At 57.1% G+C, this 24,025-nt stretch carries 16 protein-coding genes; 6 read left to right on the plus strand and 10 right to left on the minus strand.

The window, feature by feature from the left end; translation table 11 throughout:
* Positions 1-37: 37 nt before the first annotated feature.
* A complete protein-coding gene (locus tag NOR97_RS12980; protein WP_257599363.1) occupies positions 38-1,354 on the minus strand; it encodes an adenylate cyclase in 1,317 nt (438 codons plus the stop codon).
* 122 nt (positions 1,355-1,476) lie between these two features.
* On the opposite strand from NOR97_RS12980, the gene NOR97_RS12985 reads away from it, so the two are divergent.
* The 4 genes from NOR97_RS12985 to NOR97_RS13000 all read left to right on the plus strand — a co-directional run bounded on the left by NOR97_RS12985 (position 1,477) and on the right by NOR97_RS13000 (position 6,465).
* Positions 1,477-1,755, plus strand: a complete 279-nt coding sequence (locus NOR97_RS12985; RefSeq protein ID WP_170347524.1) for a hypothetical protein — start codon at positions 1,477-1,479, stop codon at positions 1,753-1,755.
* 1 nt (position 1,756) lies between these two features.
* Positions 1,757-3,394 carry a sulfatase-like hydrolase/transferase gene (locus tag NOR97_RS12990; protein ID WP_170347523.1) on the plus strand — a complete coding sequence of 546 codons (1,638 nt, stop codon included), beginning with the start codon at positions 1,757-1,759 and terminating at the stop codon, positions 3,392-3,394.
* A gap of 99 nt (positions 3,395-3,493) precedes the next feature.
* Positions 3,494-5,161, plus strand: a complete 1,668-nt coding sequence (locus NOR97_RS12995) for a sulfatase-like hydrolase/transferase (protein WP_170347522.1) — start codon at positions 3,494-3,496, stop codon at positions 5,159-5,161.
* Between the two features lie 59 nt (positions 5,162-5,220).
* Positions 5,221-6,465 carry a DUF3179 domain-containing protein gene (locus NOR97_RS13000; RefSeq protein ID WP_257599364.1) on the plus strand — a complete coding sequence of 415 codons (1,245 nt, stop codon included), beginning with the start codon at positions 5,221-5,223 and terminating at the stop codon, positions 6,463-6,465.
* A 332-nt stretch (positions 6,466-6,797) separates the two neighbouring features.
* Here NOR97_RS13000 and NOR97_RS13005 read toward each other — a convergent pair.
* From NOR97_RS13005 to rpsL, 5 genes are all read right to left on the minus strand, one after another.
* Positions 6,798-7,555 (minus strand): IS5 family transposase gene (locus NOR97_RS13005; protein WP_257599340.1). Its coding sequence is split into 2 segments (ribosomal slippage): positions 6,798-7,231 and positions 7,231-7,555, totalling 759 coding nucleotides; the frame shifts between segments, so codons are not numbered across the junction.
* Positions 7,556-7,741: 186 nt separating this feature from the next.
* Positions 7,742-8,917: an elongation factor Tu gene (tuf, locus tag NOR97_RS13010; protein ID WP_170419827.1), complete on the minus strand. Its 1,176-nt coding sequence runs from the start codon at positions 8,915-8,917 to the stop codon at positions 7,742-7,744.
* A 60-nt stretch (positions 8,918-8,977) separates the two neighbouring features.
* Entirely contained in the window at positions 8,978-11,095 is a 2,118-nt protein-coding gene (gene fusA, locus NOR97_RS13015) for an elongation factor G (protein ID WP_171172533.1), read from the minus strand.
* 18 nt (positions 11,096-11,113) lie between these two features.
* Complete coding sequence (gene rpsG, locus NOR97_RS13020; protein WP_010441203.1) at positions 11,114-11,584, minus strand: 30S ribosomal protein S7; 471 nt, start codon at positions 11,582-11,584, stop codon at positions 11,114-11,116.
* A 15-nt stretch (positions 11,585-11,599) separates the two neighbouring features.
* Positions 11,600-11,971, minus strand: coding sequence for a 30S ribosomal protein S12 (gene rpsL, locus NOR97_RS13025; protein WP_005621086.1), 372 nt, complete (start codon positions 11,969-11,971; stop codon positions 11,600-11,602).
* A 390-nt stretch (positions 11,972-12,361) separates the two neighbouring features.
* Here rpsL and NOR97_RS13030 point away from each other — a divergent pair, with 390 nt between their 5' ends.
* Complete coding sequence (locus NOR97_RS13030; protein WP_170347259.1) at positions 12,362-13,168, plus strand: putative rhamnosyl transferase; 807 nt, start codon at positions 12,362-12,364, stop codon at positions 13,166-13,168.
* A gap of 4 nt (positions 13,169-13,172) precedes the next feature.
* Positions 13,173-13,979 (plus strand): putative rhamnosyl transferase, encoded by an 807-nt coding sequence (locus NOR97_RS13035; protein ID WP_257600873.1) that lies wholly within the window; start codon positions 13,173-13,175, stop codon positions 13,977-13,979.
* On the opposite strand, the gene NOR97_RS13040 is transcribed toward NOR97_RS13035, so the two are convergent.
* From NOR97_RS13040 to rpoB, 4 genes are all read right to left on the minus strand, one after another.
* Positions 13,964-14,833, minus strand: coding sequence for a DMT family transporter (locus NOR97_RS13040; protein WP_170347261.1), 870 nt, complete (start codon positions 14,831-14,833; stop codon positions 13,964-13,966). The two genes, NOR97_RS13035 and NOR97_RS13040, sit on opposite strands and share 16 nt — an antisense overlap.
* An 89-nt stretch (positions 14,834-14,922) precedes the next feature.
* Positions 14,923-15,405 carry a hypothetical protein gene (locus tag NOR97_RS13045; protein WP_257599365.1) on the minus strand — a complete coding sequence of 161 codons (483 nt, stop codon included), beginning with the start codon at positions 15,403-15,405 and terminating at the stop codon, positions 14,923-14,925.
* A 186-nt stretch (positions 15,406-15,591) separates the two neighbouring features.
* Positions 15,592-19,833 carry a DNA-directed RNA polymerase subunit beta' gene (gene rpoC / locus NOR97_RS13050; RefSeq protein WP_257599366.1) on the minus strand — a complete coding sequence of 1,414 codons (4,242 nt, stop codon included), beginning with the start codon at positions 19,831-19,833 and terminating at the stop codon, positions 15,592-15,594.
* 50 nt (positions 19,834-19,883) lie between these two features.
* Complete coding sequence (gene rpoB / locus NOR97_RS13055) at positions 19,884-24,020, minus strand: DNA-directed RNA polymerase subunit beta (protein WP_170347264.1); 4,137 nt, start codon at positions 24,018-24,020, stop codon at positions 19,884-19,886.
* Between the last annotated feature and the right edge of the window lie 5 nt (positions 24,021-24,025).

Raw genomic sequence — 24,025 nt, forward strand, 5'->3', positions numbered from 1 at the left:
CCTCTAAACGAATTATTACAAACCCTATAGAATATCGTCAGGGCTTGACGGGCCCTGACCAACCGGCAGCTTTCATTGCACTGATCAGTTCTTGAACTGGCTGTGGGTCGACAAACACGCGAGTCTTCAGTTCTTCGAGGGGGAAGCTTGGCCAAGTGTCCGAAAATACTTGTGCAAGCCGCTGTGCCTCTGCTTGTTCCCCGTTCCGCAAGCGGGCCGCCATAAGATAAGCCGCGGAAATTGGCCCGAATGGCCCACCGCGAGATATCGATTCATCAAACGTCCGGATTGCGGCAGCATAGTCGCCCGTATGGAACTGAGCCGCACCCAGTGCGTTGTCAAAAACAAGTCCCCCTCCTCGTGGGGCAAGTGTTCTATATCGCGCTGATTGAGACAAAACTCGGTCAAAATCGGATGTATAAAGGGAAATCAAGGCGTCGAATTCAACAACGTGTGAATCATCGGGCGCCAAACCTACAGCCCGTTGGGATAGTCGAACTGCGCTATCGTAGTTGCCCACCCCAAATTCAAACCAGGCTCGCGCTGAAAGCGGCCAAGGTGCATTCGGAGCCATTTCCAAAGCGTAAGCACTATTCTTGTCCGCTGCGTGCAAAAACTCGTCTGAACCGGGCTTGCCCGATTGCATAATGGCGAGCATTGTTTCGACCTGAGAAGCACCAGCATATCCCCCGTAATATAACGGGTCTCGTTCAATCGCTGTTTTAAAAATCAACAACGCGGGCTGAAGCCGGGCCAGATCCGTAACAGGGAAAATCAGATCCCGGCCTGCGTCGCTTAGGTTCATTGCCTCGACACGGGCAGGTGACACGTCGTAGATTGCAGTTTTGCCGGTTTTGGGTGCTACAGATTGCGAATTGCGGCCAATCAGGACACCAAAAAGAATGCTGACTATTAATAGTGAAAGCGAGATAACGACTGCGGTAGCCCGTCGCCTTCCGCGTAAGCTTCGTCTGCTTCGACTGGAGCCCGGCAAAAATTCGGGTGCGTAACCCCCGACGGGCAGTGAGATAACCAATTCGTCAGCAATCCCTTTACCGTCATAATAAGATTGCAGCTTTCGCCGAACACGCCCGGCATCCACACGCACGACGCCCTCGCGTTTCAATAACTCATCCGCGTCGTATCCATAAACATCCATCGCAATGGTCTTGGCACGTATTTCGTCGGAACGACCCTCCAGCGTTTCCGTCACCACGTAAGATAGGAATGATCGCATGCGGGCGGATCCTTTGAATTCATCCGACCTCAGAACCTTGTCCAACGCGGCACGCAACTGCTCGCCCGAGAACGATTGAGTACCAGTCTGGCCCTGATTGCCCACGCTGACGTTCAAAAACTATCCTTTCACAATAAGGGTTTGACGTCACGTTGCTACCGTAGCATGCGGCTTGAAACGTGCAATACATATTCTTTTGGATGCATGCTTAGAGGGAGAATGCCTAAAAAGCGCTGCCAATGACGGATGATGAATTCTTTGAATCTCAATTTCCCAAAGCGGGTCGTCTGCTACGGAACCTGCGGGAAAAAGACCAAGAGTTCGATCAAATTTGTCGCGACTACAAAGAGGTCTTCGCAGAAATGGCGATGCCGCCAAAGTCGCATTCAGTTCTACAGATGCGCTATCTCGCGGATCTGGCAGAAAGCCTCTCGGACCTGCGCAGCAGTATTGACGGACACCTGCGGGCTCAGGGCGCGCGTGCGGAATCGGTACGGAACAAAGATTTGGAGGTTTGACATGAAACTTAGATATATCTTGCCTACGTTGTTGATTGGTGCTGGCTCCGTGCTTGCTCAGGAAACCCCAATTGTTCATGACGGCGAGTTTGAATTCCTCCGCGCGCAGTTTGGTGAGGCATGGGATGCACAAGACGTTGAAGTCGACGCCAAGCTGGCCGAAATTCGTGCGGCCAATGGCGATAAGCCCCCTAACCTCCTCTACATCCTGATTGATGACGTCAGCTTTGGTCAGATGGGTGACCGCAAGATGAATTACGTCATGGGGATCGAGACACCCAGCATCAATCAATTGGCCACCGAAGGTTTGTCGCTGATGCGCATGTATACCGAACCTTCCTGCACTCCCACACGCACTGCCATGCTGACCGGGCGCCACCCAATTCGCGCCGGTGTGGAAGAGGTCAAAGTGGCTTTGGTCGGAGAGGGCCTTCCGGCCAGCGAAGTGACATTGCCGGAGATACTGAAACAGGTCGGCTACAATACGGCGCATGTCGGAAAATGGCACCAAGGCGACATTGAACAATCGTACCCACATAACCAAGGGTTCGACTGGGCCGCATTTCCACTACACCAGCAAGTACAGCTGAGCCTCATGACCCCCGAGGCAATGCGGTCCAACACTATGCTCGGCTATGTGCCCGAGGGGCAGAATAATCAGTTCCAACTGGATGAACGGTTCAAGCCATATGGTCTTGTCACAGGTGTCGAAGCCGAAGCCGGTGGTCCCGCCCTGGAAGTAGACATGTCGGCCGGTGAGGTGTGGACGCAGGCCAAATATGAAGAGATGAACGAGCGATATCAACGGCAGGCGCTCGAGCAACTTGAACGCGTAGCTTCCGAGGATGCACCGTTCTTCTTGCAATATTGGCCGCTTTATCCGCTGAACTTCGTTTACCCGGATCAGGCAATTTCACGAAATGGCGGATTTCACGCCGACAAGCTGCAACTGCTTGATGGTTGGATCGGAGATCTTCTGGCCAAGCTCGAAGAAACCGGCAAGGGAGACAACACGATTGTTGTTCTGATGGCGGATAATGGTTTGATGTATCACTATGAAGGCACATCCGGCCTGAGCCAGCTGATCTATCGCGGAGGCAAAACCCAGCACCTTGAAGGTGGCGTACGAACCGACGCATTCATTCGCTGGCCCGGTGTGATCGAACCCAACAGCGCCGCTGGAGACATCTTTCATGTATCGGATATCTTCACCACAATGGCGCGAATTGCCGGAGCAACCGGCTTTATACCGCGGGACCGTATCATCGACGGTATTGACCAGACCGCCTTGCTGTTGAATGGCGAGGGGAATGGTCGGCGCGACTATGTCTATGTTTACGAAGGGCCTGTTTTACGCTCGATCGTCAAACAGGAATTCAAGATGCATCTTCCTGCCCCTGGCCAGCCCGGCGCGGGTGCCCCGACTTATAATATCTATCGGGACCCGCGCGAGGAACACCCGTTGGTGGGCTACTCGCTTTGGGCCGGCGCATCTTTTCAGGATATGATCAAGCGCCACCAGAAGATGATCGCCAAGTACCCGCATTCAGAGATTGGCAAAGGTATTCCTTATGAGGGCATCGAAAACCTGCGTCCGGAAACCGAACTGACCCGCAATACATTCATGAGCTGGCAGTGAATTCGAAAAAAACAATTATTTGAATATAATGATGTTACAAATTGCCAGCACATCAAAGTTCAAACACCGAAGCTCTGCTTCAACCAAGGGGGAGACGGAATGAAACTACAATGGCTTCTGGTTTTGTGTTCAAGCGTCGCGGCACCACCTCTGCAGGCACAGGAAGGTCCGATTCAACACGATGCCGAGTTTTATGTTCTGCAAGCACAACGCGCGGAACAATGGGTGCAAGATGACACCGCTGTAGATGAGGCTCTGGCAGCCTTTCGTGACGGCAACAATGGACAGCCCCCAAACATAGTCAGCGTACTGATCGACGATATGGGCTTTGGCGACATGGGTATACCCGAACTCAACGCAGTTCGTGGGTACGACACTCCGAACATCAACGACTTTTCGGACGAAGCGCTACGCATGGTACGGATGTATACCGAACCGTCCTGCACGCCAACACGTGTAGCACAAATGACCGGCCGGTTGCCCGTGCGTATGGGAATGGGTGACACGACGGTCGATATTGCGGGATTTGGATTGCCGGGTAGCGAAGTGACGCTAGCTGAAGTCTTGAAACAGGCAGGGTATGCAACCAGCCACGTCGGCAAATGGCACATGGGTGACATTGCCGAAAGCTGGGCAATGAATCAGGGATTCGATTACGCTCAGCACGCCGTTCACCAGCAGGGCCAGCTGACCATTTTCAACGATGATGCGATCAAGGAACAGGTCTCGGTCGCGATCCGGGATTATGACGACAAATACACTTTGGATGGCTGGTTCCGACCGGACGCGTCAGCGATGATGACCGTCATCGAAGGTGAGGCCAGCGGGCCGATCCGCGAAATCCGCATGGACGCCGGTGAACGCTGGAACGCCGCCAAATACGATGAAATGAACCAGGCCTTTCAGGACAAAACGCTGAATGAGCTAGAGCGCCTTGCGGGCGGCGAAGCGCCGTTTTTCCTGCAATATTGGCCCATGATCCCGCTGGACAATACGCGGGCCGGACGCGACGGGCCGGAAAGTGCGAATGGGGGTCTCTATGTCGACAAAATGCAGCTTTTGGATCAATGGCTGGGAGACCTATTCGCACGAATGGATGAGCTTGGCCTAAGCGAAAACACCATCGTAGTCGTCATGGGGGACAATGGGCATTTCACCAAATACGCGCCGCAATCCGGGTTTACGCCGATGATCTATGCCGGGGGCAAGGGTGACACCACCGAAGGCGGCGTGCGCGTCGATGCCTTTATCCGTTGGCCCGGTATGATCGAGGCGGACGGGTTGTTGAACAGCATCGTTCACGTCTCGGATCTTTACACAACCCTGTCCCGCTTTGCTGGGGCAGACGCGTTCATCCCAAGGGACCGCGTGGTCGACGGTGTCGATCAAGCAGCAGCCTTGCTGTTTTCGGACGAGTCGAAAGCCCGCCGCGATCACGTCATCATCTATTCGGTAGCGAAACCCGAGGCGATCGTGAAAGACCAGCTGAAACTGAAACTGCCGGGACCTGGCGAGAATGCAATCGTCGCCAAATTCTTCGACCTCTACCGCGACACCCGCGAGGAATATTCGGTCTCTACCGAAGTTGGCGCCTGGGGTGGTCAGGAATTCGTGCGCATTCTGGGCCGTCACATGGCCCGAAAAGAGAAATACCCCGATACAACACCCGCCTACGGCATGCCCTATGAAGGGATTGAGAACATTCGTCCCGAGACTCAGCAAGCCGTTGAAGCCTTCATGATCAAGCGCGCATCGCCCCAGAAGTAAGACCGATCCTTCGCGATGAACCGCGAAGGACTGTAGTCACCAAAATCGAGGATCACAGCATGGTTGGCAGCATAATATTCACACTTGGATTGATTGTGTCTCTGGGCATCGGGTTTGTCTATTTCCGCGATTTGGGCGACGTCTCGCAGATGCTGCTGAAGGTAAAGCGCGCGAACATGGTGCGCTTTATCCGCAACGAATATCGCCTGATCGGCGTCGGCCTGAGCGGGTTTGCAGCGGCAACCCTTGCGCATTTCCTTTTTGGCGGCGGCCCATTCTGGATTTGGCTCGTAGCAGCTATGCTGACCCTTTTTCTTTATGGGTTTCCCTATGTTTGGGTGCATTTGGGTCTAAGGAACCAGCTGAATGACGCTCAGTATTTTCCTATTGAGGAAGCCCGGAAATATGTCGGGCCAACTGCGCCGGTCATCGTCATCGAATATAACGGTCATGCGCGCGCGCATCCGGATGCGCAGATCATGCGCCCTCATTTGGCCGGGAATGTAGATGGTCTGGGTGGCGAAGATGTGGTCATGACCTATTGCGCGATGGCCAATCTGGGTCAGGGGTACTCTCCACGAATAGAAGGGCGACGGCTGAACCTCGAGGTATTGGCCCAGCACGGTAACAACCTGATCCTGCGTGACAACGACACGGGTGAGCCGATTCAGCATATCTATGGTTTCCGTGAGGCTGACCGCGACCCCAACTCCGACGGTCCCGCTTGCCCACTTCGGCCCGAAGCGCAAATGAAGCCTTGGCCCACCTTTCGAATGACGTTCCGCGGGTTTCAGAAAGCATATCCCGAAGGCGAGGTATTTCTGAACAAACCGTCCTCGAACCCCTTGTTGCGGCTGCTGGATATGATGACCGAGATCACTTTTGGCTGGGGCATCGGGCGCCAACATCAGGAAGACGCGCCCGTGATGGACAACATGGATCGTTCAGACGATCGGCTGCCGAACAAGACCTACGTCTGGGGAGTGACAATCGGTAACGATGCGGCCTGCTGGACCGATGATTTCATCGTCGAGAATGATTGGATTGTGAATGCCAAGGTGGGAGGGCAGGATGTCGTGGTCAGTCTGGATCCGAAATACGAAAGCTTGGGCGTTTGGTATAACGACTTCGGTAAACCCGTAACCCACTGCGATTTCTGGGGCCACTCAGATCAGGGTCAGCTAAAACGCATCGAAACCTTGCGCGCTGGCGTGTTTTGGCACGTCTGGTCCGAGTTCTTCCCGAACACAGATATTAATCGTGTCGGCAGCGGTTCGACGGCAACTGAGAGAGCTGCAGAATGAAGCTCATGGCCAAACAACCACAAACATATCACCAATGGTTCAAATTTGTATGTTCGACTGGAGGTACAGAATGATTTCATCAATATGGGTGACGAGCTGTGCGTGCGGAGCAGCCTTATCTGCATCTATGGCTACGGCGGCTTCGGCACAGCAATCCGATTGGTCCTATGAGGCCACAATCTACCTGTTCATGCCTGAAACGGAAACATCATTGGGCACACCAATGGGCACTCTGGACGGTACACTCAGCTTTTCGGATGCGTTGGAAAACCTCGATTTCGCCTTTATGGGCGCGTTTTCTGCAACAAACGGACGTTGGCTAGGGTCAGGATTCATAACCAGTAGATGACGAGCGCGGCCAGAGCGATGGCAGAGAGGAAGACCTTTGGGCAACGGTCGTAGCGGGTTGCCACGCGCCGCCAATCCTTCAGCCTGCCGAACATGATCTCGATCCGGTTTCGGCGTTTGTATCGACGCTTATCGTATCTGACGGCTTTCTTGCGCTGCTTTCGTCCAGGGATGCAGGCGCGTATCCCTTTGTCTTGCAACGCTTCCCGGAACCAATCGGCATCGTAACCGCGATCCCCGAGCAGCCAGTCGACCTTTGGCAGGCTGCTGAGCAACGCCCGCGCACCGATGTAGTCGCTGACCTGACCGGCGGTGACGAACAGGTTGAGTGGGCGGCCTTGGCTATCGCAGATGGCGTGCAGTTTGGTGTTCATGCCGCCTTTGGTTCGACCGATCAGGCGCCCACGCCCCCCTTTTTCGCGGCCAGACTGGTCGCTGTTCGATGGGCCTTGAGGTAGGTCGCGTCGATCATCACGGTCTTCTGTTCGCCGTGTTCGGCGGCCAGACCCGCCATCATCCGCGCAAAGATGCCTTTCTCGCTCCAGCGCTTCCAGCGGCTGTAGAGCGTCTTGTGCGGACCATAGGCGGCAGGAGCGTCACGCCAGCGCAAACCATTGCGATTGATGAAGATAATCCCACTCAGGACGCGCTTGTCATCGACACGTGGCTTGCCGTGCGACTTCGGGAAAAAAGGGGTAAGCTTGGCCATCTGCTCATCGCTCAGCCAGTAAAGGTCGCTCATATCACCGCTCCGTTTTTGGGGCCGTGAATCACGTCATGCGCGGGAAATCAATGCGTCCTGACCCTAAGTTCTTTCATTTCCATGGAAACCAAAAAGGCCGTCCCTGTGTGGGACGGCCTTCTTTAGTTCAACCGTGTGGGCTCTCATTGCTCTTTCAGAGCAACTGCCGCCCACCGCTTTCCAAAATTATTCGATAATTTTGGAAACAACGCCGGCGCCGACGGTGCGGCCGCCTTCGCGGATGGCGAAGCGCAGGCCGTCTTCCATCGCGATGGGTGCGATCAGCTCGACGGTGAAGCCGACGTTGTCGCCGGGCATAACCATCTCGGTACCAGCTGCCAGGGTCACGGTGCCGGTCACGTCAGTGGTCCGGAAGTAGAACTGCGGACGATAATTGGCAAAGAACGGCGTGTGACGACCACCTTCTTCCTTGGTCAGGATATAGGCTTCGGCTTCGAACTTGGTGTGCGGTGTAACCGAACCCGGCTTACACAGAACCTGACCACGCTCAACGCCGTCACGGTCGATACCGCGCAGCAGGGCGCCGATGTTGTCGCCCGCTTCACCGCGATCCAGCAGCTTGCGGAACATTTCAACACCGGTACAGGTGGTTTTCTGAGTGTCGCGGATGCCGACGATTTCGATCTCGTCGCCAACATTGATCACGCCACGTTCAACACGACCCGTAACAACAGTACCACGGCCCGAGATCGAGAACACGTCTTCGACCGGCATCAGGAACGGCTTGTCAACTTCACGCTCAGGGGTGTCGATGTAGTCATCAACAGCCGCCATCAGTTCCTTGATCTTCTCTTCGCCGATTTCAGGGTTGTTGCCTTCCATCGCGGCCAGAGCCGACCCTGCGATGATCGGAATGTCGTCGCCAGGATATTCATAGCTGGACAGCAGTTCGCGAACTTCCATCTCAACCAGTTCCAGCAGCTCTTCGTCGTCAACCTGGTCAACTTTGTTCATGAACACGACCATCTTCGGGATGCCAACCTGGCGGCCCAGCAGGATGTGCTCGCGGGTCTGCGGCATCGGGCCGTCAGCTGCGTTCACAACCAGGATCGCGCCGTCCATCTGCGCCGCACCGGTGATCATGTTCTTGACGTAGTCAGCGTGGCCGGGGCAGTCGACATGCGCATAGTGGCGGTTGTCGGTCTCGTATTCCACGTGGGCGGTCGAGATGGTGATGCCGCGCGCTTTCTCTTCCGGCGCACCGTCAATCTGGTCATACGCTTTGAAGTCACCGAAATACTTGGTGATTGCTGCGGTCAGCGTGGTCTTGCCGTGGTCAACGTGGCCAATCGTGCCGATGTTGACGTGCGGTTTTGTACGCTCAAACTTTTCCTTTGCCATGATGGCCTCCTTTTTCGGTAATGAAGGGAGCGTGATACCCACGCTCCCCCAAATCTTCGCTTATGCGTATTTCGCCTGGATCTCGTCCGAGATGTTCTGCGGAACCGGATCGTAGTGGTCGAACTGCATGGTGAACTGGGCTCGGCCCGACGACATCGAACGCAGGGTGTTGATGTAACCGAACATGTTCGCCAGCGGAACGAATGCGTCGATCGCGATTGCGTTGCCGCGCGGCTCCTGACCAGACACCTGGCCACGACGCGAGGTCAGGTCGCCGATGATACCGCCGGTGTATTCTTCCGGGGTGATCACTTCGACCTTCATGATCGGTTCCAGCAGTTTCGCGCCGGCTTTGCGCATGCCTTCACGCATGCACATACGGGCAGCGATTTCGAACGCCAGAACGCTCGAGTCGACGTCGTGGAACTTACCATCCAGCAGGGCAACCTTGAAGTCGATCACGGGGAAGCCGGCCAGAGGGCCGCTGTCCATGACAGACTGGATGCCTTTTTCGACGCCCGGGATGTATTCCTTCGGAACAGCACCACCAACGATGCGGCTTTCGAACGAATAACCTTCGCCGGGCTCGGTCGGAGTGATCTCAAGCTTGACCTCGGCGAACTGACCCGAACCACCCGACTGTTTCTTGTGGGTGTAGGTATGTTCGACCGGCATCGAGATGGTTTCACGATAGGCCACCTGCGGCGCACCGATGTTGGCCTCGACCTTGAACTCGCGCTTCAGGCGGTCAACCAGGATGTCCAGGTGAAGTTCGCCCATGCCCTTCATGATGGTCTGACCCGATTCCAGATCGGTTTCCACGCGGAAGGACGGGTCTTCGGCGGCCAGACGCGCCAGACCCTGAGACATCTTTTCCTGGTCGCCCTTGGTTTTGGGCTCGACCGCGATCTCGATCACCGGATCGGGGAAGGTCATGGTTTCCAGAACCACCGGATCCTTGGCGTCACACAGGGTGTCACCCGTGGTGGTGTCTTTCAGACCCGCCAACGCGATGATGTCGCCTGCAAACGCTTCTTCGATCTCTTCCCGGTTGTTCGAGTGCATCATCATCATACGACCGATGCGCTCTTTCTTGCCTTTGGTCGAGTTCAGGATCGAGTCACCCTTGTTCAGCACACCCGAGTAAATCCGGGTGAAGGTCAGCGAGCCAACGAAGGGGTCGTTCATGATTTTGAACGCCAGGCCCGAGAAGGCCATGTCATCGTCAGCGCGACGCGCGATGTTACGGACTTCTTCTTCGTCACCGGGTTTGAAGCCCATGTAGTCGACAACGTCCAACGGGCTGGGCAGGTAGTCGATCACAGCGTTGAGCAGCGGCTGAACGCCTTTGTTTTTGAACGCGGAACCACCCAGTACCGGAACGAACGCGATGTCCAGCGTACCCTTGCGCAGCAGTTTGCGCAGGGTCGGAACGTCGGGCTCATTGCCTTCCAGGTATTCCATCATCGCGTCGTCGTCCATTTCGACGGCCGCTTCGATCATCTTGCCGCGCCATTCTTCAGCCATGTCTTTCAGGCTGTCGCGGATCGGTGCTTTGATCCAGCTTGCGCCCAGATCTTCGCCCTGCCACAGCCATTCTTCCATGGTGACCAGGTCGATCAGACCTTCCAGCTCGGACTCGGCGCCGATCGGGATACCAACCGGAACAGCACGTGCGCCGGTGCGGTCTTCGATCATGCGAACGCAGTTGAAGAAATCTGCGCCGATCTTGTCCATCTTGTTGACGAAAACCATGCGCGGAACCTTGTAGCGGTCAGCCTGACGCCACACGGTTTCGGTCTGGGGCTCAACACCGGCGTTTGCGTCCAGAACGCAGACGGCACCGTCGAGAACCGCCAGCGAGCGTTCAACTTCGATGGTGAAGTCAACGTGGCCGGGGGTGTCGATGATGTTCAGGCGGTGCTTGGGGGTATCGGCGGTTTTACCGTCTTCGGTGCGTTCCCAGAAAGTGGTGGTCGCAGCCGAGGTGATGGTGATGCCGCGTTCCTGCTCCTGCTCCATCCAGTCCATGGTGGCGGCACCATCGTGCACCTCACCGATGTTGTGGGATTTACCAGTATAATACAGGATGCGTTCCGAGCAGGTCGTCTTGCCTGCATCGATGTGCGCCATGATACCGAAGTTACGGTATAGTTCGAGCGGATATTCGCGTGCCATTTGGATAAGCCTCTAGAATTACCAGCGGTAATGGCTGAAGGCTTTGTTCGCCTCGGCCATCTTGTGGGTGTCTTCGCGCTTCTTAACGGCAGTTCCGCGGGACTGTACGGCGTCCAGCAGCTCGCCGGCGAGGCGTTCTTCCATGGTGTTTTCGTTGCGGCCGCGCGCAGCGGTGATCAGCCAGCGGATGGCCAGTGCTTCGCGGCGCTCGGGGCGCACTTCGACCGGAACCTGGTAGGTTGCACCACCAACCCGGCGCGAGCGAACCTCGACCGACGGTTTGATGTTGTCGAGCGCTTCGTGGAACACTTCGACAGGAGCGCGCTTTACCTTGTTCTCAACGCGATCAAATGCGTTGTAGACGATGCGCTCTGCGACCGACTTCTTGCCGTCGATCATCAGGTTGTTCATGAATTTGGTCAGTACCTTGTCGCCAAATTTGGCGTCAGGCAGGACTTCGCGTTTTTCGGCGGCGTGACGACGTGACATATCAGCCTCTCCTTCTTACTTGGGACGCTTCGCGCCGTATTTCGAACGACGTTGCTTACGGTCTTTGACGCCCTGAGTATCCAGAACACCGCGCAGGATGTGGTAACGCACACCGGGAAGGTCTTTCACACGGCCGCCACGGATCAGAACAACCGAGTGTTCCTGCAGGTTGTGGCTTTCACCGGGGATGTACGAGATGACCTCGAATCCGTTGGTCAGGCGCACCTTGGCAACTTTACGCATCGCCGAGTTCGGCTTTTTAGGCGTAGTGGTATAGACACGTGTGCAGACACCGCGCTTTTGCGGGCACTGCTCCAGGTGCATGGACTTCGAGCGTTTGACTTTGGGCTGCCGCGGCTTGCGGATCAGCTGTTGAATAGTTGGCATTCCGGTTCTTTCCCCGTTTTGCAACACACATGACATGCACGCGCGTTGCGTGCGGCTAAATTCGCTGCGCTTATGCGTCCACAAGCGCAAAACCCACGAGCGTTCCCATTCCGAGGTGAACGTCGCGGTTGGTTCTCAGAGGGCGCGAACTGCAAAATTGTCCGGGCCTTGACCAGTTCATTACTGGAATCGGCTACGGGGCGGCCCCCGGTACCGAGATGACGCGCGTATAGGGGGAGTCGTCCCAAGTGTCAACAGCACGATACCGGCCCCCTGGCGCACGCGTTGGATGCGGCCTGTTGGATTGTCATTCCTGCGCGACGCCATCCCGGTTGCGGCCGAACCGCGGCAAGGGCATAGTCGGGTCGAATACCTGCTGATGGATTACAGATGCAAGTGATTGGCCTTTGCCGGTTTTCCTATCCCGCAACGGGCGGTTTTCGGCTGAATCGGGATACGATCGACGAGCAGCGGCAATTCCTGTATGCCACCGACCGACTGGAAGAGCGCTTTCGCCTGTTTGAGACCGTCACCCTGCCCAGCTTTCGCACCCAGACAGATGAGGCTTTCGAGTTGTATGTTTTGACCGGGACGTGCCTGCCTCAGATCCATGCGGTCCGGCTGCGCGACCTGACCGCCGGGATCAAACAGATCCGTATCATTGCAAAAGAACCGGGGGATCATAAGCAGATTGTACGAGAGGTGCTGAACACCGCCCGCAAGGATCCGCATCAGCCCTGCGTGCAGTTCCGGCATGATGACGATGACGCCGTTTCCGTTGAATTCATAGAACGCCTCCGCGCGGCTGTTGTCGAAAACACAGGGCTGATGCAGCAGAGCGAGTCCGTCGGAATAGATTTCAATCAAGGTTACATCGCCCGGCGCGAGGCCCGCGGAATTCGGGCCGCTCGGGTCTATCGATCGCTGCTGGGCGTTGGCCTGGGCATGTATGTTCAAGCCGGCAGCACGCGGACGATATTTGACCGGTTGCACAACAGGCTCGCCCGGTTCATGCCCGTGGTCAGCTATCCGGACACGCCCATGTGGGTTAGGATGCTTCACGCATACAACGACTCGGACCACGCGCGCAAAGATACCAGCGAGCTATCGCCTTTCACGCCTGAACAGGCAGAAGACTTGCGGGTACGGTTCTCGATCGACCCTGATGCGTTCGAAGCCAGATATGCGGCGCGCTGAAAAAATGCAGGTCGTCGGTCTTTGCCGGTTTTCCTATCCCGCAATTGGCGGCTTTCAGACAACTCACGAGAGTGTCGAAGAAAGACGGCGGTTCCTGTACCAGCACGACAGGTTGGAAGAGCGGTTTCGCCTGTTCGAAACGGTCGCCCTGCCCGGTTTCAAAAAACAGTCCGACGAAGATTTCCAGTTGGTGATCGTGGTCGGCGATTGCCTGCCCAAACCGGCATTCGACCGCCTCAACGATCTGACCGGTGGGCTGAAACAGGTGCGCATAGTCGCGAAACCTCCGGGGCGGCACAGAAAAGTCATGCAGGAAATCCTGAATTCGGCGCGGAACAATCCCGACCAACCCTGCCTTCAGTTTCGTCACGACGACGATGATGCAGTGGCCGTGGATTTTGTCGAGCGGTTCCGGGGGTGTGTCAGGGACTGCATCGGCTTGTTCGAAAAGCACGCGATGGTCGCCGTTGACTTCAACTGCGGTTATCTGGCTCGCGCCAATGCGGATGGGATTCAAGCCGTTCGCGTACACCGCCCGTTGATAACAGCCGGTCTTGGAATGTACGTGCGGGGCGGACAACAGAAATCGATCATGAATTTTGCCCATAACAGGATCAACCGCGCGATGCCCGTTGTGACCCGACCCGATAGTCCGATGTGGGTACGAGGATTGAACCGGTTCAATGACTCACCACGAACCAGAAACATGGATGTCGCGCTCAACCCTCTTACCCGGCAGCAAGAGCTCGAGTTTCAAACCCGTTTCGCCATTGATCCGGACACGGTCAGACGGAGTCACGCCAAGCCCTGACGCGCACGTGCCCGGAACAACGTGAACAGGCCAGCACCCACGATCAGTGCAGCACCCAGCATCGTCAGGCTGTCGGGCCATTCGTCAAACACGACCCAACCCAACCCGAGCGCCCAGATCAGGCTGGAATACCTGAACGGTGCAACGAATCCGACATCTCCCTGACGCATGACCATGACGCTGAACAAATAGCCAAGCAGCACAAACACGGCCGCCGCCGCGACCAGGGAACCCGCTGTTGCCGAAACCGGAACCCATCCTTCGAAAACCGAGGCCATTGCCGCGGCCCCTGCAATGGAAACCGAAGTGGCCAGCGTAACCAGCATTGACGGCACGTCGGCTGACATGCGTCGCGTGATGAGGTCCCGAACTGTAATCGAGGCCACTGCAACCAGCGCATAGATGGAATACACGCTGAACCCCTCTGGCCCGGGTCTTACGATCAGCAGCATTCCGGCGAAACCCACGGCGATTGCCAATGCACGTCGCCAACCAACCTGTTCGGAAAAAACCAACGCAGCACCCAGGGTTACCGTAAGAGGCAATGCCTGAAGAATGGCCGTAACATTGGCAAGCGGCATGTTCTTCAGCGCCGTCAGGAAAAAGAATGTCGCCGCCAGCTCTGCAAGGCAGCGCAGTGCAACCAGCCACTTGTCATGGCGCGAAAAATTCAGATGCAACGCGCCTAGTGACCGGGCAAGTACATAGATCAGAAATACCGCCAGAAACCCGCGCATGGCCACCAACTGAAACAATGGCAGGTCCTGCAAGGCAACCTTCACCAGCGTGTCGTTCAGGGTAAAGGCAGCCATGCTGCCCATCATCAGCAAAGCGCCTTTTGTGTTTGGAGTCATGCTGCTTCGGGCTCCGGTGCTATAGATCGCCCCGCATTGGCCGCCGAGTCGGGCTGGATGTCAACAACGCACAAGGGGTGCAGAGATCATCAACCGAACGGGAGGATGGTCCCGAACAGATTCAGGCTTGAAGGCTCTGTCGTGTCTTTTACAAACTCCACCCAGTCTTCTCCGTATACAAGTTCAAAAAACACAGGATATTTCCACACGAAATTATGAAAGGAAAAGGTCGTCACCAACGCGCCAACCGTGAGCGCCCCGGCGAACTCTCGCAGTTTTCCTTTCAGAAACAGCATGACCATGATGCAGGCCCCGCCTGCGAGGCCGAGGCTGACGAAATCCTGCGTTCCTACCTTGCCGGGCACCGGAATGCCAACCGATTGATATTGAATCAGGCGGGACAGGAAGACCGCAAAAACACCCAGTAAAAAAGCCCCCAGAAACGCAGCGGGATAACCCAGGCGTTGCCAGATACTCTCGGTTCGAGGCAGAGGCGACTTGCGCGTGTTTTCTTCCGAGCGCTGTTTGATCCGCGCCACACGGTCCTCGAAAGAGTTGCTTTTGATGTCCATGGGTCAGCTCGAAATAATCCGAAAACACAGTACAGCGCTAAACCACCGATTGCAGAACCACAAGCCTGATGCAATAGGGTCAAAGGCTGCGCACTGTCACGAAGGTTCACAATTGCGTACCTGAAGCGGCAACAAAAAAGGCCCCACGAAATCGCAGGGCCTTTTTTTGGTTTTGAATGACGCGGTTTATTCGCGGCTTTCCGGTGTTTCGACCAGAACGTCCAGCTCATCCCCGACCATATCATCATCCATGATCGGTGCGGCCAGGGCGGCGGCGGCCTCGGCCTCTTCCCGGCGTGCTTCGATGACCACGTTGTCACGCGACTGCGCGATGTGGCGGACGGCCTGGGTTGCCCCACCGGTACCGGCGGGGATCAGGCGACCGACGATGACGTTCTCTTTCAGGCCGACCAGCTTGTCCTTCTTGCCCTGAACCGAAGCTTCGGTCAGCACGCGGGTGGTCTCCTGGAACGACGCCGCAGAGATGAACGAGCGCGTCTGCAACGAAGCTTTGGTGATCCCCAGCAGGATCGGCTCACCCTGAGCAGGGCGACCACCGCGGGCGATGGTCTTCTCGTTCGCCGCGTCGAACTCCTGCTTGTCGACATGTTCGCCTTTCAGCAGGGTGGTGTCGCCCGAATCCAGGATCTCCCACTTCTGCAACATCTGGCGCACGATGACCTCGATGTGCTTGTCGTTGATCTTCACGCCTTGCAGGCGATACACGTCCTGCACTTCGTCGATCATGTAATCCGCCAGCGCTTCGACACCCATGATGGACAGGATGTCATGCGGCGCAGGGTTACCGTCCATCAGGTATTCACCCTTCTGGATGAAATCCCCTTCGGCGACCGGGATGTGCTTGCCCTTGGGCACCATGTATTCGATGGTCTCCATGGACTCGTCCGCCGGTTCGATGCTGATGCGGCGCTTGTTCTTGTAGTCGCGACCGAAGCGCACGTAACCATCTGCCTCGGCGATGATCGCGTGATCCTTTGGACGGCGCGCTTCGAACAGTTCGGCCACACGCGGCAGACCGCCGGTGATGTCCTTGGTCTTGGCGCCTTCGCGCGGAATACGCGCGACGACGTCGCCGGCCTCGATCTTCTGGCCATCTTCGACCGATAGGATCGCATCCACCGACATCGGATAGTGAACCGGGTTGCCCGCGTCGTTGCGGACCGGCTCGCCGTTGTCGTCCACCAGAATGATCTCGGGCTTGAGGTCGCTGCCCTTGGGGGCGGCGCGCCAGTCGATCACGATCTTCTGGGTCATGCCGGTTGCTTCGTCGGTCTCGTCGCGGACAGCGAGGCCCGAAACCAGATCGACATATTTTGCAGTACCGGCTTTCTCGGCGATGATGGGCAGGGTGTAGGGATCCCACTCGAACAGCTTGTCGCCACGGGCCACCTTGGTGCCGTCCTTGACGAACAGCTTGGAGCCGTAGCCCAGCTTGTGGCTGGCACGCTCTTCGCCGTGTTCGTCCTTGATCACCAACTTCATGTTCCGGCCCATGACCAGGCTTTCGCCTGCTGCGTTGACCAGAATCTGCGGGTTCTCGAAGGAAACGACACCTTCCTGGCTGGCTTCCTGGAACGACTGCTGACCACCTTGCGCAACACCACCGATGTGGAAGGTCCGCATGGTCAGCTGTGTACCGGGTTCACCGATGGACTGCGCCGCGATGATACCGACAGCTTCACCCGTGTTCACCATGGTACCGCGTGCAAGGTCACGACCATAGCAGGTCGCACAGACGCCTTCTTCGGATTCGCAGGTCAGAGGCGAGCGGATGCGCATCGACTGAACACCGGCTTCGTCGATCATGTCGGCCATACGTTCGTCGATGAGCTGACCGGCTGCGACGATCACCTCATCGGTGCCCGGACGCAGAACATCGTCAGCGGCTACACGGCCCAGCACACGTTCGGCCAGCGAGGCGACAACCTCACCGTCATTCACGGCTGCTTCGGCGGTGATCGCACGCTCGGTGCCGCAGTCGATCTCACGAACGATGCAGTCCTGCGCCACGTCCACCAGACGACGGGTCAGGTAACCCGAGTTTGCCGTCTTCAGAGCGGTATCCGACAGACCCTTACGGGCACCGTGGGTCGAGTTGAAGTACTCGAGAACGGTCAGACCTTCCTTGAAGTTCGAGATGATCGGCGTCTCGATGATGTCACCGTTCGGCTTGGCCATCAGGCCGCGCATACCGCCCAGCTGTTTCATCTGAGTGACCGAGCCACGCGCACCCGAGTGGGCCATCATGTAGACCGAGTTCGGCTCCTGCTCGGAGCCGTCCTCTGCCCGATCCGACGATGAAATCGTCGACATCATGGCTTCGGTGACGCGGTCGTTACACTTCGACCAGGCATCGACAACTTTGTTGTACTTTTCGCCCTGAGTGATCAGGCCGTCCATGTACTGCTGTTCAAAGTCCTTCACCTGACCGCGGGTGTCATCAACGATGCCCCACTTGTCGTCCGGAATGACCATGTCGTCCTTGCCGAACGAAATGCCCGCCTTGAACGCTTCTTTGAAGCCCATCGACATGATCTGGTCACAGAAGATGACCGACTCTTTCTGACCGCAGTAACGGTAGACGGTGTCGATCACCTGCTGCACTTCTTTCTTCCGCAGCAGGCGGTTGACCAGCTCGAACGGCGCTTTGTTGTTCATCGGCAGCAACGCACCCAGACGCAGACGGCCCGGGGTGGTCTCGAAACGCTTCTGAACTTCGTTGCCTTCGTCGTCGATCTGCGTGATCCGCGCGGTGATTTTCGAGTGCAGATGCACTTCGCCGGAATCCAGCGCGTGCTGAACTTCGTCGATCGACCCGAACACCTTGCCTTCGCCCGGCATGCCTTCACGCTCTAGAGTCACATAGTAGAGACCCAGGATCATATCCTGCGACGGAACGATGATCGGCGCGCCGTTTGCAGGCGACAGAACGTTGTTAGTCGACATCATCAGAACACGGGCTTCCAGCTGCGCCTCAAGGCTGAGGGGCACGTGAACGGCCATCTGGTCACCGTCGAAGTCGGCGTTAAAGGCCGAACAGACCAGCGGGTGCAGCTGGATGGCTTTACCTTCGATCAGAACCGGTTCGAATGCCTGAATGCCAAGACGGTGCAGCGTCGGCGCACGGTTCAGCATGACAGGGTGTTCGCGGATCACCTCATCAAGGATATCCCACACTTCGGGACGCTCTTTCTCGACCAGTTTCTTCGCCTGTTTGACAGTCGAAGACAGACCCTTGGCTTCAAGGCGCGAGTAGATAAACGGCTTGAACAATTCCAACGCCATCTTCTTGGGCAGACCACACTGGTGCAGCTTGAGTTCCGGACCGGTCACAATGACCGAACGACCCGAGAAGTCGACGCGTTTCCCCAGAAGGTTCTGACGGAAGCGGCCCTGCTTACCCTTCAGCATGTCCGACAGCGATTTCAGCGGACGCTTGTTGGCACCGGTGATCACGCGGCCACGACGGCCGTTGTCGAACAGAGCGTCAACGGATTCCTGCAACATCCGCTTTTCGTTGCGGACGATGATGTCAGGTGCGCGCAGTTCGATAAGGCGCTTCAGACGGTTGTTCCGGTTGATGACGCGGCGATAAAGATCGTTCAGATCCGAGGTCGCGAAACGGCCACCATCCAGCGGAACCAGCGGACGCAGTTCCGGCGGAATGACCGGGATCACAGTCATCACCATCCACTCGGGCCGATTGCCCGACTCGAGGAAGGATTCAACAACCTTCAGACGCTTGATGATCTTCTTGGGCTTCAGCTCGCCGGTCGCTTCGGCCAGATCAGCGCGCAGCTGCTCGGCTTCGGCTTCCAGATCGATCTGGGCCAGCATCTCGCGGATGGCTTCAGCACCGATATTGGCGGTGAACGCGTCCATGCCATAGGCATCCTGCGCGTCCATGTACTCTTCTTCAGTCAGCATCTGGCCATAGGTCAGGTCAGTCAGACCGGGCTCGATGACAACATAGTTTTCAAAGTACAGAACGCGTTCCAGATCGCGCAGCGTCATATCCAGCATCAGACCGATGCGGGATGGCAGCGATTTCAGGAACCAGATATGCGCAACAGGCGCAGCCAGTTCGATGTGACCCATACGCTCGCGGCGGACTTTCTGCAGGGTGACTTCGACACCGCATTTCTCGCAGACAACGCCGCGATACTTCATCCGCTTATATTTGCCGCACAGACATTCGTAGTCCTTGATCGGGCCAAAAATACGCGCGCAGAACAGACCGTCACGCTCGGGCTTGAACGTCCGGTAGTTGATGGTTTCGGGTTTCTTGATCTCGCCATAGGACCAAGACAGGATCCGCTCGGGCGACGCCAGAGAAACCTTGATCTCGTCAAAGACCTTCGGGGGCGTCAGCGGGTTGAACGGGTTGTTGGTGATTTCCTGGTTCATTTGTTACCTCAAATCTTGCGGAAGGGGGGACGGGAGAAAGGGCAACGCCCTCACTCCTCAACCTCCGCATCCAGGAGTTCCATATTCAGGCCGAGGCCACGGACTTCTTTAACCAGAACGTTGAACGATTCCGGTACGCCCGCTTCAAAGTTATCCTCGCCCTTGACGATCGACTCATAGACCTTGGTCCGACCGGCGACGTCATCCGACTTGACGGTGAGCATCTCCTGCAGGGTGTAGGCGGCGCCGTAAGCTTCCAGGGCCCAGACTTCCATCTCACCAAAGCGCTGACCACCGAATTGCGCCTTACCACCCAGCGGCTGCTGGGTGACCAGGCTGTACGGCCCGGTCGAACGCGCGTGGATCTTGTCGTCCACCAGGTGGTGCAGTTTCAGCAGGTACTTGATGCCCACGGTCACCGGACGTGCGAATTGCTCACCGGTACGACCGTCGAACAGGATCGACTGACCGCTTTGCGAGAAGCCCGCACGCACCAGCGCATCGTTGACGTCCGCCTCTTTGGCGCCGTCAAAGACCGGGGTTGCGATCGGAACACCGCGGGTGACGTTGCTGGCCGCTTCGATCAGCTGATCCTCGTCCATGCCGCTGATGCCCTCTTCATAGACATCCTCGCCATAGGCGTGTTTCATCGCGTCACGGACCGGCGTCAGGTCGCCTGAACGGCGGTATTCCTGCAGCGCCTCATCGATGTTCAGACCCAGACCGCGTGCGGCCCAACCCATGTGGGTTTCAAGGATCTGACCAACGTTCATACGCGAAGGCACACCCAGCGGGTTCAGACAGAAGTCAACCGGCGTACCATCGGCCAGGAACGGCATGTCTTCCATCGGAACAACCTTGGAAATCACACCCTTGTTCCCGTGACGACCGGCCATCTTGTCGCCCGGCTGCAACTTGCGTTTCACGGCGATGAAGACTTTGACCATCTTCATCACACCCGGCGGCAGATCGTCGCCACGACGGACTTTCTCGACCTTGTCTTCGAAACGGGCGTCCAGAGCACGCTTTTGCACTTCGTACTGCTCGTTCAGAGCTTCGACGATCTGCGCGTCCTTCTCGTCTTCCAGCGCCAGCTGCCACCACTGACCACGGGTCAGGGTTTCCAGCAGCTCCTCGGTGATCACCGACCCCGCTTTGACGCCTTTCGGGCCTTTGACAGCGGTTTTGCCCAGGATCAGACCTTGCAGACGTGCATAGATGTTGCGGTCAAGGATCGCCAGCTCGTCGTCCCGGTCACGGGCCAGACGTTCGACTTCCTCACGCTCGATCTGCAACGCACGCTCGTCCTTTTCGACGCCGTGACGGTTGAAGACGCGCACCTCGACGACAGTACCGTAATCGCCCGGCTTCACGCGCAGCGAGGTGTCGCGTACGTCAGATGCTTTTTCACCGAAAATGGCGCGCAGCAGCTTTTCTTCCGGGGTCATCGGGCTTTCGCCCTTCGGAGTGATCTTGCCGACCAGAATGTCGCCCGGCTCCACATCCGCGCCGATGTAAACGATGCCGGCCTCGTCGAGGTTGCGCAGCGCTTCTTCACCAACGTTCGGGATGTCGCGGGTGATCTCTTCCGGGCCCAGCTTGGTGTCACGGGCGGCGACTTCAAACTCCTCGATATGGACCGAGGTAAAGACGTCATCACGCGCGATACGTTCCGAGATCAGGATCGAGTCTTCGTAGTTGTAACCGTTCCACGGCATGAACGCGACGACCACGTTCTTACCAAGGGCCAGTTCGCCCATATCGGTCGACGGACCATCGGCAATGACCTCGCCCTTCTGGACGGTGTCACCCACCTTGATCAGCGGACGCTGGTTGATGCAGGTGTTCTGGTTAGAACGCTGGAACTTGCGCAGACGATAGATGTCAACGCCAGCGTCGCCCAGTTCCAGATCTTCGGTGGCGCGGATCACGATACGCTGGGCATCGACCTGGTCGATGATACCGGCGCGTTTCGCCTGAATCGCAGCGCCCGAGTCGATCGCTACCTTTTCCTCGATGCCGGTACCGACCAGCGGCGCCTCGGCCCGCAGCAGCGGAACCGCCTGACGTTGCATGTTCGAGCCCATCAGAGCGCGGTTCGCGTCGTCGTTTTCCAGGAACGGAATCAGCGAGGCCGCAACCGACACCAGCTGTTTCGGCGACACGTCGATCAGGTCGACATTCTCGCGCGGGGCCAGGGTGTAGTCACCCGCCTGACGGGTCGAGACCAGATCGTTGATGAACTTGCCGCTTTCATCCAGCGTCGCGTTGGCCTGCGCCACGGTGTGACGCATTTCCTCGGTCGCGGACATGTAGTGGACCTCGTCGGTCACCTGCCCGTCTTTCACGACGCGATAAGGCGTTTCGATGAAGCCGTACTTGTTCACGCGGGCAAAGGTGGCCAGCGAGTTGATCAGACCGATGTTCGGGCCTTCCGGCGTTTCGATCGGGCACATCCGGCCATAGTGGGTCGGGTGAACGTCGCGCACCTCGAAGCCCGCACGCTCACGGGTCAGACCACCGGGGCCAAGCGCCGAAAGACGGCGTTTGTGGGTGACTTCCGACAGCGGGTTGGTCTGGTCCATGAACTGCGACAGCTGCGAGCTGCCGAAGAATTCACGCACCGCGGCCGCGGCCGGTTTCGCGTTGATCAGATCCTGCGGCATGACGGTGTCGATCTCGACCGACGACATGCGCTCCTTGATGGCGCGCTCCATGCGCAGCAGGCCGACGCGGTACTGGTTTTCCATCAGTTCGCCGACCGAACGCACACGACGGTTGCCGAGGTGGTCGATATCGTCCACATCGCCTTTGCCGTCACGCAGCTCCACCAGCGCCTTGATGCAGGCCACGATGTCTTCGCGGCGCAGAGTACGCAGGGTGTCGGGCGCGTCCAGTGCCAGACGCATATTCATCTTCACGCGGCCGACGGCGGACAGGTCATAACGCTCGCTGTCGAAGAACAGCGTGTCGAACAGGGCCGACGCAGCCTCGACAGTGGGCGGCTCACCCGGACGCATGACGCGGTAGATATCCATCAGCGCGCTTTCACGGTTCACGTTCTTGTCCTGAGCCATGGTGTTGCGCATGTACGGGCCGACATTGACGTTGTCGATGTCCAGAACCGGGATGTCGGTGATGCCCGCGTCGATCAGTTCCTTGACGGTACCGCCGATCAGGTCGCCATCTTTGTCATATTCCAGCGTCAGTTCATCACCGGCTTCGACATAGATCGCGCCGGTTTCTTCGTTGATGATGTCCTTGGCGACATACTTGCCAACGATGTGATCAAACGGAACCAGCAGATCGGTAACGGTGCCTTCGTCGATCAGCTTCTTGACCGCGCGAGGCGTTACTTTCTTGCCCGCTTCAGCAATCACTTCACCTGATTTGGCGTCGATCAGATCATAGGTCGGGCGGGTGCCGCGCACGCGCTCGGGGAAGAACGGAGTGACCCAACCCTTATTCTTGTCCAGCTTGTAGGACACGGTGTTGTAATACGCGTCCATGATCGCTTCCTGATCCAGACCCAGCGCATAAAGCAGGGTTGTCACAGGCAGTTTGCGGCGACGGTCGATCCGGGCGAACACAATGTCCTTGGCGTCGAACTCAAAGTCCAGCCAGCTGCCGCGATACGGGATGATACGGCAGGCAAACAGCAGCTTGCCCGAGGAATGGGTCTTGCCTTTGTCATGGTCAAAGAACACGCCGGGCGAACGGTGCATCTGCGATACGATCACACGCTCGGTCCCGTTCACGACAAAGGTGCCGTTCGGCGTCATCAAAGGCATATCGCCCATGAAGACATCCTGTTCCTTGATGTCTTTTACCGATTTAGCACCGGTATCCTCATCGACATCGAACACGATCAGACGCAGTGTAACCTTCAGCGGCGCGCTGTAGGTCATGTCGCGTTGCATACATTCTTCGACGTCGTATTTGGGTTTTTCCAGATCGTATTTCACGAATTCCAGAACGGAAGTTTCGTTGAAATCCTTGATCGGGAAAACCGACTGGAACACACCTTTGATGCCTTCGCCGTCTGTCGGCTGCTCTGCATCGCCGGAGCGCAGGAAAAGATCATAAGAAGATTTCTGGACCTCAATGAGGTTCGGCATTTCCAGCACTTCGCGGATTTTGCCGTAGTATTTACGAAGACGTTTCTGGCCAAGGAACGTTTGAGCCATGTCAG

Origin of the sequence: Ruegeria sp. YS9 (assembly GCF_024628725.1) — a bacterium.
In the GTDB taxonomy this organism is placed as follows: Bacteria; Pseudomonadota; Alphaproteobacteria; order Rhodobacterales; family Rhodobacteraceae; genus Ruegeria; species Ruegeria atlantica_C.